General features: G+C 73.9%; 11 protein-coding genes. 4 read left to right on the forward strand and 7 right to left on the reverse strand.

From position 1 onward, the window contains the following. Nucleotides 1-45 precede the first annotated feature (45 nt). The 3 genes from AB0B98_RS10180 to AB0B98_RS10190 all read left to right on the forward strand — a co-directional run bounded on the left by AB0B98_RS10180 (nucleotide 46) and on the right by AB0B98_RS10190 (nucleotide 4,842). A complete protein-coding gene (locus tag AB0B98_RS10180) occupies nucleotides 46-663 on the forward strand; it encodes a redoxin family protein (RefSeq protein WP_357361847.1) in 618 nt (205 codons plus the stop codon). Further along, on the forward strand, nucleotides 660-1,553 hold the full coding sequence (locus AB0B98_RS10185; RefSeq protein WP_357361849.1) for a cytochrome c biogenesis protein CcdA: 894 nt from the start codon (nucleotides 660-662) through the stop codon (nucleotides 1,551-1,553). The genes AB0B98_RS10180 and AB0B98_RS10185 overlap by 4 nt, the downstream gene beginning before the upstream one ends. Nucleotides 1,554-1,698: 145 nt before the next feature. Then, nucleotides 1,699-4,842 (forward strand): discoidin domain-containing protein, encoded by a 3,144-nt coding sequence (locus AB0B98_RS10190; protein WP_357361851.1) that lies wholly within the window; start codon nucleotides 1,699-1,701, stop codon nucleotides 4,840-4,842. A gap of 91 nt (nucleotides 4,843-4,933) precedes the next feature. Here AB0B98_RS10190 and serS read toward each other — a convergent pair whose 3' ends face one another. The 5 genes from serS to AB0B98_RS10215 all read right to left on the reverse strand — a co-directional run bounded on the left by serS (nucleotide 4,934) and on the right by AB0B98_RS10215 (nucleotide 10,258). Beyond that, nucleotides 4,934-6,220 carry a serine--tRNA ligase gene (serS, locus tag AB0B98_RS10195; RefSeq protein WP_357362018.1) on the reverse strand — a complete coding sequence of 429 codons (1,287 nt, stop codon included), beginning with the start codon at nucleotides 6,218-6,220 and terminating at the stop codon, nucleotides 4,934-4,936. Nucleotides 6,221-6,316: 96 nt separating this feature from the next. Then, the gene (locus tag AB0B98_RS10200) at nucleotides 6,317-7,399 is read right to left on the reverse strand and encodes a MerR family transcriptional regulator (RefSeq protein WP_357361852.1); all 1,083 of its coding nucleotides are present in this window, start codon (nucleotides 7,397-7,399) and stop codon (nucleotides 6,317-6,319) included. Between the two features lie 25 nt (nucleotides 7,400-7,424). After that, nucleotides 7,425-8,621 (reverse strand): saccharopine dehydrogenase NADP-binding domain-containing protein, encoded by a 1,197-nt coding sequence (locus AB0B98_RS10205; protein ID WP_357361854.1) that lies wholly within the window; start codon nucleotides 8,619-8,621, stop codon nucleotides 7,425-7,427. A gap of 51 nt (nucleotides 8,622-8,672) precedes the next feature. Next, nucleotides 8,673-9,821, reverse strand: coding sequence for an alcohol dehydrogenase catalytic domain-containing protein (locus AB0B98_RS10210; RefSeq protein WP_357361856.1), 1,149 nt, complete (start codon nucleotides 9,819-9,821; stop codon nucleotides 8,673-8,675). Continuing rightward, the gene (locus AB0B98_RS10215; protein ID WP_357361858.1) at nucleotides 9,818-10,258 is read right to left on the reverse strand and encodes a hypothetical protein; all 441 of its coding nucleotides are present in this window, start codon (nucleotides 10,256-10,258) and stop codon (nucleotides 9,818-9,820) included. The genes AB0B98_RS10210 and AB0B98_RS10215 overlap by 4 nt, the downstream gene beginning before the upstream one ends. 144 nt (nucleotides 10,259-10,402) lie before the next feature. Between AB0B98_RS10215 and AB0B98_RS10220 the strand changes: the two genes are divergently transcribed. Beyond that, nucleotides 10,403-13,249 carry a LuxR C-terminal-related transcriptional regulator gene (locus AB0B98_RS10220; RefSeq protein WP_357361860.1) on the forward strand — a complete coding sequence of 949 codons (2,847 nt, stop codon included), beginning with the start codon at nucleotides 10,403-10,405 and terminating at the stop codon, nucleotides 13,247-13,249. Nucleotides 13,250-13,255: 6 nt separating this feature from the next. On the opposite strand, the gene AB0B98_RS10225 is transcribed toward AB0B98_RS10220, so the two are convergent. Beyond that, nucleotides 13,256-13,804 (reverse strand): DsbA family protein, encoded by a 549-nt coding sequence (locus tag AB0B98_RS10225; protein ID WP_091409221.1) that lies wholly within the window; start codon nucleotides 13,802-13,804, stop codon nucleotides 13,256-13,258. Then, on the reverse strand, nucleotides 13,801-14,298 hold the full coding sequence (locus AB0B98_RS10230; RefSeq protein WP_238670084.1) for a redoxin domain-containing protein: 498 nt from the start codon (nucleotides 14,296-14,298) through the stop codon (nucleotides 13,801-13,803). The genes AB0B98_RS10225 and AB0B98_RS10230 overlap by 4 nt, the downstream gene beginning before the upstream one ends. Nucleotides 14,299-14,374 lie beyond the last annotated feature (76 nt).

A 14,374-nucleotide genomic window follows, 5' to 3' on the forward strand; every position in this document is an offset into this window, starting at 1 on the left:
GTCAGGCCCAGCAGGGGTCCCTTCCGGACCGGAACGGAGAAGCGGATGCGGATCAGCAGGGCGTGGGCAGGGGTCGGGCGGCTTCGCGGTGCCGCCACCGTCGGCGTGCTAGTGGTGGCCCTGTTCGGTGGTGCCGCCTGTACCGGGACCGCGCCGGGTGGGCCCGCCGCCGCCGGATCGGCCCCGGCCTCGACCGGCGTCGAGCCCACGCCGACCGACGCGCCGACCGACGGACCACCTGCCGCCCCGGCGCAGGTCCCGGACGTGCTGCGCTTCACCGGGACCACGCTCGGTGGGGCCGTGTTCGACGCGGCACAGCTCGCCGGCAAACCGGTGGTGCTGTGGTTCTGGGCGCCGTGGTGCGCCACCTGCGCCAGCCAGGCCTGGACGGTGGCCGAGATCGAACCCCGGTACCGGGACACCGTGCCGATCATCGGCGTCGCCGGGCTGGGCGAGCGGAAGGCCATGAAGGAGTTCGTCACCGAGTTCGACCTCGGCGCAGCGCCGCAGATCGCGGACACCACTGGCGCGCTCTGGAAGCGGTTCAAGGTGACCGAGCAGAGCATCTTCGTGATCATCGACCGGAACGGCGCTGTCGTCCACCACGGCTTCCTCGACGGTGAGGCGCTCACCGCCAAGGTCACCGCACTGGCCGGGGCGTGACCGCCACACTGCTGCTCGCGCTGACCGCCGGCATGCTCGGCGCTGTCAACCCGTGCGGCTTCGCGTTGCTGCCCGCGTACCTCTCGCTGTTGGTCGCCGGGAAGTCGGACACCCGCGGCGCGGTCGGCCGCGCGCTCACCGCGGCGGCCGGGCTGACAGTGGGGTACGTGCTGGTGTTCGGCGCGTTCGGCCTGGCGCTCGCGCCGCTGGCCGGCTGGTTGCGGCCCCGGCTGCCGTGGCTGACAGTGGCGCTCGGCGTGCTGCTGGTGGTGGCCGGCTGCTGGTTGCTCGCCGGTCGGCGGCTGCCCGCCCCCGGCTGGTCCGCCCGGGCGCCCCGGCTGACCCGGTCCTGGCCGTCGATGGCGCTCTTCGGCGCGGTGTACGCGCTGGCGTCGCTCGGCTGCGCCATCGCGCCGTTCCTGGCCATCGTGGTGACCAGCCTCCAGGCCGGCTCGACCGGTCGGGGGTTGGCGCTGTTCGGTGCGTACGCCCTCGGGATGGGTCTGGTGGTAGCTGTCGCCGCGCTCGGGGTGGCGTTGCTGCGCGACGGCCTGGTGGCCCGGCTGCGCGTCGTCGGCGCGCTGGTGCCCCGCCTCAGTGGCCTGGTGTTGCTGGTCGCCGGCGGTTACGTCGCCTGGTACGGCTGGTACGAGCTACGCCTGGCCGCCGGCCAGCGCGACGCGCTGCACGACCCGGTCATCCGAGCGGCGTCCCAGCTACAACACACACTGGCCACCGCCCTAGACACCATCGGCCCAGCCCCGCTCCTAGCCGCCCTGGCAGCCCTCCTGCTAACAGCAACCCTGACCCACCCCCGCCGCCCCCACCCCCGCCCCCGCCCTGTTGATCATGAAGTTATTGCCACGACACGCGGAGGCGACGGGCAATAACTTCATGATCGACGGCCGGAAGGGCGGGGTGTCTTGCGGTACCGGAACCCCCGCCGGCCGAAGCCGTGAGGCAACGACGTGGCCTTGACATCCGGAAACGATCGTCAGAGTCTGTCTGACAACGTTGTCACACCGAAGGACCACCATGCGTATATCCGAATTCGAGTTGAGCAGGCGGCGGCTCCTCATCCTTGGCAGCGCCATCGGCGCTGGACTCGCCATCGCCCGACCCGCCGCCGCCCAGGCCGCGCCATCCGCCACCACGTCACCGGCTGCCGCCATCGGCCCGGTTGCCAAGACCTACCACGCGCTGCTGCTCGCCCACACCCGATGGGCCGAGGAGCAATGGGATCCGGCGATCAACGCATACCGCCTCGCGGACTTCAGGTTCGCGGTCGTCCTCGGTAACGCGGTCCTGCTCACCTCGCCCGGGTACGACCCGGCGGCCGCAGGCGTCGACCGGGACACGCTGCACGCCCGTACCGTCGCCACCATCCGCCGATTCGCGGCCACCAACCGGCTCGCCGGCGGCACCGAATGGGGCCGACAGCTCTTCTGGGACAGCACCTTCGAGCTGTACTTTGTCCTGGCCGCCCGACTGCTGTGGTCCGAACTGGACGAGGTGACCCGCACCAACGTTGACCGCATCGCCCGCGGGCAGGCCGCGTACGCCCATTCCCTCGGCACCGGTAACGACCCGCTGAGTGGTAGTTGGACGCCGAACGGCCTCACCGGTGGCTGGATCGGTGACACCAAGCTCGAGGAGATGGGGGTCTACGCCCAGGCGATCGCGCCCGGCCTGGCCTGGGCGCCGGACGACCCCGCAGCCGCGGCGTGGCGTGAGCGGTTCTCGATGTGGACGCTGAACGCGAGTGGACTACCGGCCGCCGACCGCGCCAACCCCACCGTCGTCGACGGGCGGGCGGTCGCGGACTGGAACACCGCCCACAACATCCACGACACGTTCCTGGTCGAGAACCACGGCTCCTTCGGCCCGCACTACCAGGAAGAGCTGTGGCGCACCGCGGGTCGTACCGCGGCGCACTTCCTGGCCGCCGGCCAACCGCTCCCCGAGGCACTTTCCCGGCAGCCCAGCGGCGACCAGCTGTGGCGGACCATGCGGCTGCTGGCCAGCGATGCCGGCGAACCCTTCATGCCGATGGTGGCGGACCGCTACCACCTGTACGGCCGTGACGTCCTGCCGCTCGCCTTCCTCGCGCAGGTCCAGGGCGACCGGCACGCCGCCCGCGCCGAGGCGGACCTCGCCGACCGGCTCATGCCCTACCTGAACTACCCGCCCGAGAATCGGCTCACCAAGTTCAGCGGCGAGCCGAAGTACGAGCCCGAGGCCCGGGCCGAAGTCGCCATCAGTTACCTCTTCCACTCCTGGCGGGCGGCCAACGGCAGCGTGGTCGAGCCGGTCGCCAGCACCGCGTTCTTCACGGCGGCGGCGGGCACCAGGGACTTCGGGGAGCAGGCCGGGCTGACCGCCCACCAGAGCGCGACCGCCTTCGCCGCGGCGGTCAGCAAGACCGGATTCGTCTCGTTCCAGTGGGCGCCCGCCCACGACAACTGGTTGTTCGACACCCGGGCCGCCTCGCTGCTGCCGAGGCAGTCCGCGCCGGTCCTCGGTCGCACCTCCGCCGCGTACACAGTGGCCCGGGACGGTGTCGACGCCACGGCGACCGTGCTCCGCGTCGCCGGCGGCACCGCCGGATACGTCACGCTGCCCACCGGCACGGTCGTGTACGCCACCACCGGCACCGGTGCCGACGAGGGCACGCTCACCCTGTTCAATCTGGACATGCCCGGCGTACCCGGGCTCACCGGCACCCGTACCTTCACCGGCGAACAGGGGTCGGTCACCCTGACCGGGCAATCGGGCGTCGGCGACGGCGGAACCGACCAGATCAGCTTCGCGCCTCGTCCGGCCCGGTACGTGCGGATGCTCGGCCGAACCCCCGCCACCCAGTACGGCTACTCGCTGTTCGCCTTCGCCGTGCTCGACGCCGGTGGGGTCGACCACGCCACCGGCCGGCCCACCACGGCCTCGTCCGCCGACCCCGCCTACCCGGCGGCGCGCGCGACCGACGGCAACCCCGGCACCCGCTGGGCGGTCGCCCGGGAGGAACGCGCACGCGCGGACAGTTGGCTCGCCGTCGACCTCGGCGAGCCGATCGACATCAGCGGCGTACGCCTGGACTGGGAGGCCGCGTACGGCACCCGCTACGTCATCCAGACCTCTCTGGACGGCACCGACTGGAGCGACGCGGCGGTGGTGCCGGACAGCCCGACCATCGCCGGCTCCTGGCTGGACGTCGACGGACGAGCAGGGCTGGTGGTCCACAACGCCCAGAATCCGATCACCGTGACCGCCACCACGGTCACCCTGTCCAGCGGACCGGCCACCGGCAGCACCCGGCTGGTCATCGAGGGGTACGCGGGCGCGAGCAGGTCGGCCCTGGCCGCCGCGGCGTCTCGAACCCTGCCCAGCGGTGGTCCGGAGGCGTTGCGGGTGAGTGACGCGGACGGATACCTCAGCCTGTTCAACCTGTCCGGCGACGACATCACGGGGGCGGCCGTCACCCTGTCGCAGTACGCCACGCTGCGGCTCTACCACGGAAGCCAGGTCACCGGATCGGGGACCAGCACCTACCAGGTCGACCTTGCCGCCGCGAGCGCACGCGTCGAGCCGCCCCGGTTCACCGTGACCGCGGCACAGCCGGAGAAGGCGATCCCCGCCGGTACCCGCTTCGACGTCACCGACTCGCACCACCTGCGAGTCACCGCGCCCGCCGGGCACATCGTGAAGGTGCAGGTGGAATCTGCGGCCGGCGGCGCCCGACAGCGGGTGACGGTCCCCGCCGGACACCGCAAGGACGTCACGTTCGCGGGTGCGACGGTGACGCCGACCAACGACCTGGCCCGGTCCCGGACGATCTACCCGACGTCACCGCTCCCGGCCGGCATGACCGACCCGTCGGCCGCCGTCGACGGCGACCCGGGGACCGCCTGGCAACCCGGCCCGAACGGCCGAATGGTGATCGACCTCGGATCGCTGCGGGATCTGGCCTCGGTCCGACTGACCTGGACTCCCGGTCGGCGACGGCCGGTCACCGTAGCCACCTCGGCCGACGGGCTCGGCTACGTGACGGTCGCCTCGGTTGCGAAGCCGAAACCCGAGACCACGGTCACGACCACGTCCTCCGGGCGGTACGTGGCGATCACGGTCGCTGACTGGCGGCCCGGTGACGCCCGGCTGACCCACGCGGAGGTGTTCGGTGCCTGAACCGTCGGGATCGACCACGGTCTGACACCCGTGGCCCGAAACGACGACGGCGGGGCTGGTGCGGATCGCACCAGCCCCGCCGCCGACTGATTCAGCGCAGGGGGGTCAGACGGTCGGTGCCTAGGCGGTCCTGGAGGACCTTGGGGATCAGGACGCTGCCGTCGGCCTGCTGGTACTGCTCCAGGATCGCCGGGAAGAGCCGGCTCGTTGCCAGCGCCGAGCCGTTGAGGGTGTGCACGAAGCGCGTCTGCTTGCCGCCCGGCTCGCGGTAACGGATGGCCGCCCGACGAGCCTGGTAGTCGCCGGCCCAGGAGACCGACGACACCTCCTTGTACTTGCCGGTGCTCGGCATCCACACCTCGATGTCGAGGGTCTTCTTCATCGAGGCGCTGGCGTCGCCGGCCGAGAGCAGCGTGCGCTGGTAGTGCAGACCCAGCCCCTCGACCAGGCTCTCGGCGTGGGCGAGCATCTCCTCCAGCGCCGCGTCGGCCTGCTCCGGCAGGGTGAACTGGAAGATCTCCACCTTGTTGAACTGGTGCCCCCGCACCGTGCCGCGCTCGTCCGAGTGCGAGCCGGCCGACTCCCGCCGGTAACACGGGGTGTACGCGAACGCCTTCAGCGGCAGCGTCGGGGTCTCCAGGATCTCGTCCTGGTACGCGCCGAGGATCGCCGTCTCCGACGTGGGCAGCAGGAACTGGCCACGCGGGGCGGACGCCGAGTCCAGGTGGTAGACGTCGTCGTAGAACTTGGGGAACTGCCCGGCGGCGAAGCCGGCCGAGTCCAGCAGCAGGTGCGGCGGGAGCAGGAACTCGTAACCGGCCCTGATGTGCTGGTCGACGAAGTAGTTGAGCAGCGCCCACTCCAGCCGGGCGCCGACCCCTGTGTAGATCCAGAAACCGGACCCACCGAGCTTGACCCCACGCTCGTAGTCGACCAGGCCCAACGCGCGGCTCAGCTCTACATGGTCGCGGACCTTCTCGATCACCGGCGGCTCGCCGAAGGTCTTCACCACCCGGTTGGCTTCCTTGCCGCCGGCCACGACGTCGTCGCTGGGCAGGTTGGGCAGCTCACTCATCGCGTCGCGCAGCCGGGCCTGCACCTCGTCCAGCTGGGACTCCAACTCGGCGAGCTGCTTACGCTCCGCCTCCGGCGCGGCGGCCTGCGGCTCCTCACCGGCCCGCTTCGCCTGCGCGTACGCCCGGGCCTCGGCCTTGCGGCGCTGCCGCTCGGCGTCGATCTCCGTGATCAGGGCGCGGCGTTCCTGGTCGAGCCGCTGGATCTCGTCCAGGGCACGGGTGACCTCGGCGGGATCCAGACGCTTCGCCAGCGCGGTCGCCACCGCCTCGCGATCCTTCCGGATCAACTCCATGTCGAGCATGCTGCTCCGTACGCCTCCGTCCGGGGTCACAGGTGAACCACCAGATGCTACCGTCGCGGGCTTTTCCTCCCGGGACGGGGAGTGCTGGCCGCCGGCTCAGAGCCGGATCGGCATGAGCACCGAGTAGGTGTCCGCGTCGTCCGGTCGGCGTACGGCCAGCGGTGCGATCGGCCCATCCAGCTCCAGCACCAGTTGCGAAGCGCCGGCCGCGTTCAGCGCGTCCAGCAGGTAACGACCGTCAACCCCGACCCGCAGCGCGTCGGTGCCCAGGTCACCGGCGGGAAGCAGCCGCAGGCCGCCCTGGTCGTCGACGCCGAGCACTGTGACCTCCCGGGTCGTGCCGTCGTGGTCGAGGGCGACTGTGGGGGCCGCAGGGTCGGCCAGCGCGGCGCGCAGCGCGGCCACGTCCACCGGGATCCGGCGCGCTGTCGGCCGCTCACCGACGGACTTGCGCAGCAGCCGGTGGTAGTCCGGGAAGTCGTACGGCAGCGCAACGCCGGCCACAGTGCGCTCGGCCACCCGCACCCGCAGGTCCGCGCCCGCCACCGTCAGCCGTACCGGCCAGGTGTCGGCGGTGTCGAGCAGTGGCCGGAGCTGGTCGACGAGGGCCACCGGCACGAACACCCGCACCGGCGGCCCGTCGACGTCGGCCCCGGCGCGAGCCAGCGCGAGCCGGTACCGGTCGGTGGCGACGAGCCGGACGCCGTCGGCCTCCACGTCGAACAGCACGCCGGCGAGCATCGGCAACTCCCTGTCGACGCCGACGGCGAAACGCACCGCGTCGAGCGCGGCGGCCAGGGCGGCGGGGGCGACCAGGAGTGTGGTGGCGGTCGGCGGGGCCGGGTCGACCAGGGCGCGGAGCCGGTCGACCTCGCGGCGGGCGTCGCTGAGCCCGTCGGCCAGCCGGCGCAGGTGCGCGTCGAGCAGTTTGTGCACCACTGCCGGCTCGGCGCGTACCGCGGCGGCGATCTCCGGCACCGGCATGCCGATCCGACGCAGCCCGGCCACCAGCCGGGCCGGGGCGATCTGCCCCTCGGTGTACCAGCGGTAGCCGGTCACCGGGTCGACGAGGGTCGGCTCCAGCACCCCCGCCGAGTCGTAGAAGCGCAGTGCGCTGACGGTCAGGCCGCTGGCCCGGGCCAGCTCGCCGATGCTGTGCAGGTCGCTCACGCTGGGCATCCTGCCCCCTCGACCCGGTCGAGGGTCAAGCCGCGGGCTCCCGCGTCTCCTGCGTGAGCACCCGGAAGGTGAGGCCGGCCCGGACGAGCCGGTCGAGCAGCGCGTCACCCATCGCGGCGACCGGGGTGAGCTGGCCGGAGATTGACGGCAGCTCGTCGAGCGCCAGGCACAGCGCCGACTCGGCCAGCATCTTCGCCGTCTCGTCGTAGCCGGGGTCACCGCCGGCGACCTCGGTGACCACCCGCTGCCCGCCGCCGGTGCCGACGAACCGGACCCGGAACCAGGACGACGCGCGCTGCTGGGCGGTGGGCCCCTGCCCGGACGCGAGCCGGCCGAGCAGCCAGCGTCGGCTGGGCGGCAGCTTCACCAGCCCGATCAGCGCGCCGAGCCCGGCCGCGCCGGCCAGCACCGTGGGCAGCCGTTTCACTGCGGCGAAGTGCCGGTAGCGGAAGTCCGGGCCGTACTCCGTGCGGGCCGCGGCCGAGCGGCGGACCACCTGCGGGTCGATGGTCGGCAGCGGCACCGTCCAGATGCCCAGCTCCGCCGAGCGGGCCAGCCGGCCGGGCACCGCCCGGACCCGCCGGTCGGTGGGGCGCGGCTCGACCGCTCGTCGGTCCCGGGCGGCCCGGCTGGCCTGCCCGGTACGGGAGAACGCGGTGAGCGCCGAGTGGTAGGTGCCGGCGGAGAACCGGCCGCCGGCGCGCACGTACCCGTCCACAGTGATCGGGACATCGGCGGGCAACTGCTTGACGGTGAACCAGACACCCAGGTCGTGCGGGACGGAGTCGAAGCCGCAGGCGTGCACCAGCCGGGCACCGGTGCGGGTCGCCTCGGCGTGGTGGCGCACGTACATGAGGTCGACGAACTCCGGCTCGCCGGTGATGTCCAGGTAGTCGGTGCCGGCCCGGGCGCAGGCCGCCACCAGCGGCTCCCCGTGGTGGATGTACGGGCCGACGGTGCTGGCCACCACCCGGGCGCTCTGGGCCACCGACCGCAGGGAGTCGGCGTCGGTCACGTCGGCGGTGAGCAGCGGCAGGTCGGCCAGGCTCGGGTCGATCGCGGCGAGCCGGTCCCGAACGGCGGCGAGGCGCTGCGGGTTGCGCCCGGCCAACGCCCAGCGCAGCTCGGCAGGCGCGTGTCGGGCCAGGTATTCAGCGGTCAGGCCGCCGGTGAACCCGGTCGCTCCGAACAACACCACGTCGTACGTTCGCTCCACGGCCATCCCCGGAGTCTGCCATCCACCGCCGACGATGACGTGATCACCAGTGGGCAGTCAGGGCGTGAACACCGCCCGTACGCAACCGTCGGCCCGGTCCCGGAACAGCGCGTACCCCTCGGGGCCCTGCGCCAACGGCAGCCGGTGGGTGGCCAGGTGTTCGGTCCGCAGCTCGCCGCGGGCCATCCGGTCCAGCAGCATCGGCACGTCCCGCAGATCCGGCCGACCGGCGCCGCGCAGCGTGAGCCGCCGTTCGGTCAGCGCGCCCAGCGGGAACGCGTCGACGAACCCGTCCGTCCCGCCGAGCACCACCACCACGCCGCTCTTGCGACACGCGTGCACCGCCTCCCGCAGCGCGTCCGGCCGGTCGGCGTGCTGGCCACCGAACCGGTCGGCCCTCGACCGGTCCGGCGGCGTGCCGACCGCCACCACGCACACGTCCGGCCCGCGCCCACCGCTACGGTCGCGCAGTTCGGCCGCGACGTCGGTGCGGCGGTAGTCGAGCGGCTCGGCGTCGGAATGCCGCTCGGCCATCCGCAACCGCTCCTCGTGCCGGTCCACCACCAGCACCCGGGCGGCGCCGCGCAGCACCGCCGCCCGGGCGGTCACCTGACCCACCGCCCCGGCGCCCCAGATCGCCACCACGTCGCCCTGACGTACCGCACCCAACTCGGCGGCGAGCCACCCGGTCGGCGCCACGTCCGCGGCGAACACCGCCCGGACGTCGTCGACGGCGTCCGGCACCCGGAAGGCGCTCACGTCGGCGTACGGCACCCGCACGTACTCGGCGTGGCCGCCAGCGAAACCGCCCGCCGCCCGGGGCCGGCCGAAACAGCCGGCGTCGGAGCGGACCCAGTCGGGGTCGGCGCTGGGCAGGTCGGCATGGGCGTTGTCGCAGCAGGAGTGCAGCCCGCGGCGGCAGTACCAGCAGCCGCCGCAGGCCACGCTCGCGCCGACCACCACCCGATCGCCGGCGCGGTGTCGGCGGACCCCGGGGCCGGCCTCCACCACCTCGCCCAGGAACTCCGCACCGAGCACGTCGCCGGGCCGCAGCAGCGGGTGCCGGCCGGCCAGCAGCGGCAGATCACCCCCGCCGGTGGCGCTGCGCCGAACCCGGACGATGACGTCACGCTCGTTGCGCAGCTCCGGGTCGGGGACCTCGCGTACGGCCAGCTCGCCGGCTGCCACCCAACACAGCGCTCTCACCCGTGGACCTCCGGGCGGTCCAGCGCGGACCGGTCCGCGCGGAGCACCTCACCGGCCTCCACCCGCTGCTTGATCTGGCGCAGGGTCCGGCGGACCAGCAGACCCGGGTCGTCGCCGACCAGGTGCGCGGCCAGCCCGGTGGGCGGGGTGACGCCGGCCAACGGCCGCGCGGCCAGCTCGGTGCCCCGGTCACCGGGCGCCGGGCGCACCCGCACCTCGACCGCCCCGTCGAGGCGACGCAGCGGCTCCGGCCAGCGGCCCTCCGGCAGCACCTGCTCCGGCGGCCGGTCGACCGTCACCACCTCCCACCGGGCCGGCGCGGCAGCATCGCCGTCCGCGCCGCGCCGGGCACCCCGACGGGGTACGCGCAGCAGCCGCGCCGCCCCGGCCAGCGCCGCCCCGCCGAGGGCGGGTCCCGCCCGCGCCAGCCGTCCCATCGGTACCACCCGTCCTCCCGGTTCACGTCCCCCGATCGTCTGTCGCACCCGGGTGAAGCGCGCTCGCCCGGAAGGGGTGAACCGGCTTGTGCCGGGTAACCGCTCGCCGACCGGGGGCGGAGCGTGTGGTGGGGGTGGGGCTGGGTGCCGCAACAGGATCACGTACGGGTCGAGCCGGCACCGGGGCCACCACTGTTGGCGTCCCGGCTGACGCCGGCAGTGCCGCCGGAGCCGGTGGTCGCCCGGCCCCGCCTGCTGCGCCGGTTGGACGAGGGCAGCGCGGGACCGGTCACCCTGGTGGCCGCCCCGGCCGGCTGGGGCAAGACCACGCTGCTCGCCTCCTGGATGCGGCTGGGCGGCGCGCCACCCGACGTGCAGCCGGGCGCGACAGTGCCGGACTCCGGCGACCTGTCGGTCTCGTTGGCTGACGTCCCGGTCTCGGCGTGGATGTCGGTGGAGGCCGGCGACGACTCCGACCGGCTCTGGGCGTACCTCGCCGCGGCGCTGCGCTCGGCGACCGGGGCGACGGAGGGCGGCCCGGTGCCCGACCGGCCGCCGCGTCCCGACCAGTTGGAGGCGCTGGCCGCCACTCTCGCCGACGCCGACCGGCCGGTGCTGCTGATCCTGGACGACCTGCACCGGGTCGCCGACCCGGCGGCGTTGACCGGCCTGGAGTTCCTGCTGCGGCATGCCGGGCGGCGGCTCCGTCTGGTGATCGGTGCGCGGGCCGGACTGCACCTGCCGCTGCACCGGCTGCGCCTCGCCGGCGAGCTGACCGAGATCGGCCCGGACGAGCTGGCGTTCACCGACGACGAGGTGGCCGACCTGCTCACCGCCCACGCCGCCGCGCTGCCGGCGACCGCCGTGCACCGGCTGCGGGAGCGCACCGGCGGTTGGCCGGCCGCGCTGCGCATCGCCGCACTGGCGGTACGCGGACAGCCCGACCCGGAGCGCTGGGTGGGGCAGTTCGGCGGCGACCAGCCGGAGATCGCCGGCTACCTGCGCGAGGAGGTGCTGGCGACGCTCGACCCGGCCGAGGAGGACCTTCTGCGCCGTACCGCAGTCGTCGACGCCGTCTGCGCCGACCTGGCCGAGGCGTTGACCGGCCGCGCCGACGCCGGGCAGGTGCTGGCCGACCTGGCCGGGACCGGTGGTCTGCTGCACCGGGAGGACACCCGGCCACCCTGGTACCGGTGCGAGTCACTCCTCGCCGACCTGCTCCGCGCCGACCTGGCCCGGTTGCCCGCCGACGAGCTGCGCGAGCTGCACGTCCGGTCCGCCGACTGGTACGCGGGTGACGGCCGGCCCGCCGATGCTCTGCGGCACGCCCTGGCCGCCGGCCGCTGGGACCTGGCCGGTGACCTGTTCGTCGCGCACTGGCCGGAGCTGACCCGCTACGACCGGGGCCCGGTGCACGCCTCGGCGCCCACGCCGCCGCCTGCGGAGGTGATCCGCGCCGACCCGGAGGTGGCGTTGGCCTGCGCCGCCGAGCGCGCGTACGCCGGTGACCTGCCGGCCGCCACCGGTCACCTGCGTGCCGCCGCCGAACACGCCACCGGCCTGCCGGTGCCGCGCCGGGACCGGTTCCTGCGGTTGGTCACCTCGCTGGAGCTGACAGTGGCCCGGCTCGCCGACGACCGTGTCGAGGTCCGGGCCGCCGCCGCTCGCCTGCTGCGCACCCGCCCCGTGGAAGCCACGCCGACCCGGCTGCCGACCGGGGTGACCGGTTCCGCCCCGACGGCAGGTGGCGGCGCCGCAGCCGACGACCTGGACCTGCGGGCGTTCACGGGCACCGCGCTGGGGCTGGTCGAGTTGGCCGACGGGGCGCTGCCGACCGCCCGGTTCGTGCGGGCCCGGGCGGCCGCTCGGGAAGCCGGCCGGCCACGTACCGAGCTGGTCGCCGCGAGCCGCGCCGCGCTGCTGCTCGCCGTGCGCGGCGAGCTGCGCTCAGCCGAGCAGGCGGCCAGGGACGCGCTCGGCATGCCGCAGTGTCGGGGCTGGTCCTGTCGGCTCGACTGCGCCCACGCGTACCTGGCTCTCGCCGTTGTGGCGCTGCTGCGCGACCAGCCCGAGGAGGCCACGGCGAACCTCGCCCTCGCCCTCCCGGGGCTCGACGTGGCCGGCGGCTGGCCCGGCGACGCTGAGGCGGGCGTCGACTGGCCGGCTGCCGCCTGCGACGAACCGGTGGCGGCGGCGGTGGCCGCGCTGTGCCGGGCGCAGCTACGCCGCGACTCCGGCGATCCGGCGACCGGTCAGCGGCTGCTCGTCCGAGCCCGGGAGGCGCTGGCCGACCGGCCGTCCGCCGACGAGCTGACCGGGCTGCTGCGGGCCGCCGAGGCCGACCTGCGGGCCGCGCGCGGCGACCTGGACTCCGCCCGAGACCTGCTGGCCGGTGCCACCGACGAGGGGGCCGACCCGGTGCTCGCTGTGACGTTGGCGAAGGTGCAGCTGCGGGCCGGCGACGCCGCCACCGCCGAGCGGACCCTGCCGGACTGGCAGGCGCCGGCCGCCACCGCCTGGCCGCTACCGGTACGCCTGGACGCCGGTCTGCTCGACGCGGTGCTGGCCCAGCGCGCCGGGGACGGGCGTCGGGCCGGTCGGATCCTGGAGCAGACGTTGGACCTGGCCGGCCCGCAGGGCTGCCGCCGGGTCTTCACCCGCGCCGAACCACAGGTGCGGGACCTGCTGGCCGTGCACCTGGACGCGGGCACCGCCCACTTCACGCTGGTCAGTGACCTGGTGCGGGGCGCGGGACAGGATGCCGACGGTCCGGCCGCCGGGCCGAGGGGCGTACTCGACGAGCCGCTCACCGAGCGGGAGCTGACCATCCTGCGTTACCTGCAGAGCATCCTGTCCAACGTGGAGATCGCCAGCGAGTTGTCCCTCTCGGTGAACACGGTGAAGACCCACGTCCGCAACATCTACCGCAAACTCGACGCGACCCGCCGGCGCGAGGCGGTCCGGCGGGCGCGCGAGTTGCGGCTGATCTGAGTGGGGTCAGGCGTTGGCGGCCGCGTCCGCCGCAGTCAGCAGGTCGGGCAGGTCGTACCCGCCGTCGTGCCTGATGCCGTTCACGAACAGGGTCGGGGTGCCGTTCACCCCGCTGCGGATGCCCCCCACGAAGTCCCGACGCACCCGGTCCGCGTGCGCACGGTTCTCCACCTCGGCGTTCAACTCGTCCGGCGGCAACCCGACCTGCTCGACGCCGAGCGAGAGGTGCACCGGGTCGAGCTGGTCCTGATGCTCGTAGAGCCAGTCGTGCATCTCCCAGAACCGGCCCCGGACCCCGGCGGCCTCGGCTGTCTCTGCGGCCCGTTCGGCGTAGGGGTGCACGTTGGCGATCGGGAAGTAGCGGTAGACCAGCCGTACGGTGTCGGCCCGCTGCCGCAGCAACTCGTGCAGGTTCGGGTACGCGGCACCGCAGAACTGGCACTGGAAGTCGCCGTACTCGACGATGGTCACCGCCGCGTCGGCCGGCCCCCGGATGTGGTCGTCGGTGGTCACCGGATCTCGAAGTCGGGCGGTGACCTGCAGTGGAGTGCTCATCCGGCCATCACCTTCCGATCGGCGGCGAGTTGGTCCAGCGCGTCGAAGATGCCGTCGGCGCCGGGGTTGACGTCCGGCGGTGACAGGTAGCTCCAGGTCACCGTCCCCGCCGGGTCCAGCACCACCAGCGCGCGGGCCGCCTCACCGTTCGCCATGTACGCGCCGTAGCTGCGGGCCACCTCGCCCTTGGGCTCGAAGTCGGCCAGCAGGGGGAACTCGATGCCCCGGCTCTCCGCGAAGGCCCGGTGTGACCAGATGCTGTCGACCGACAGGCCGAGCACCACCGCCCGGTACTGGGCGAAGACGGGTGCCGCCGACTGGTAGAGCGACATCTGGTCACCGCAGACCGGACTCCAGTCGGCGGGGTAGAAGGCGAGCACGACCGGCCGGCCACGGAACTGCTCAGGCCCCAGCAGAGCCCCGTCCGGGGTGGCCGGCAGTGCGAAACCGGGCGCGGCGCGCCCCGGCTGGATCAGCCCGTTCGGATCACTCATGCCACCAGCCTGCTCCCGGGGTGGGTGAGACGGACTCACCCACCCCGGGTGGTTCAGCGGCCGCCCAGCGGGCGCC

Origin of the sequence: Micromonospora sp. NPDC048947 (assembly GCF_040649495.1) — a bacterium.
Classification (GTDB): domain Bacteria; phylum Actinomycetota; class Actinomycetes; order Mycobacteriales; family Micromonosporaceae; genus Micromonospora; species Micromonospora alfalfae.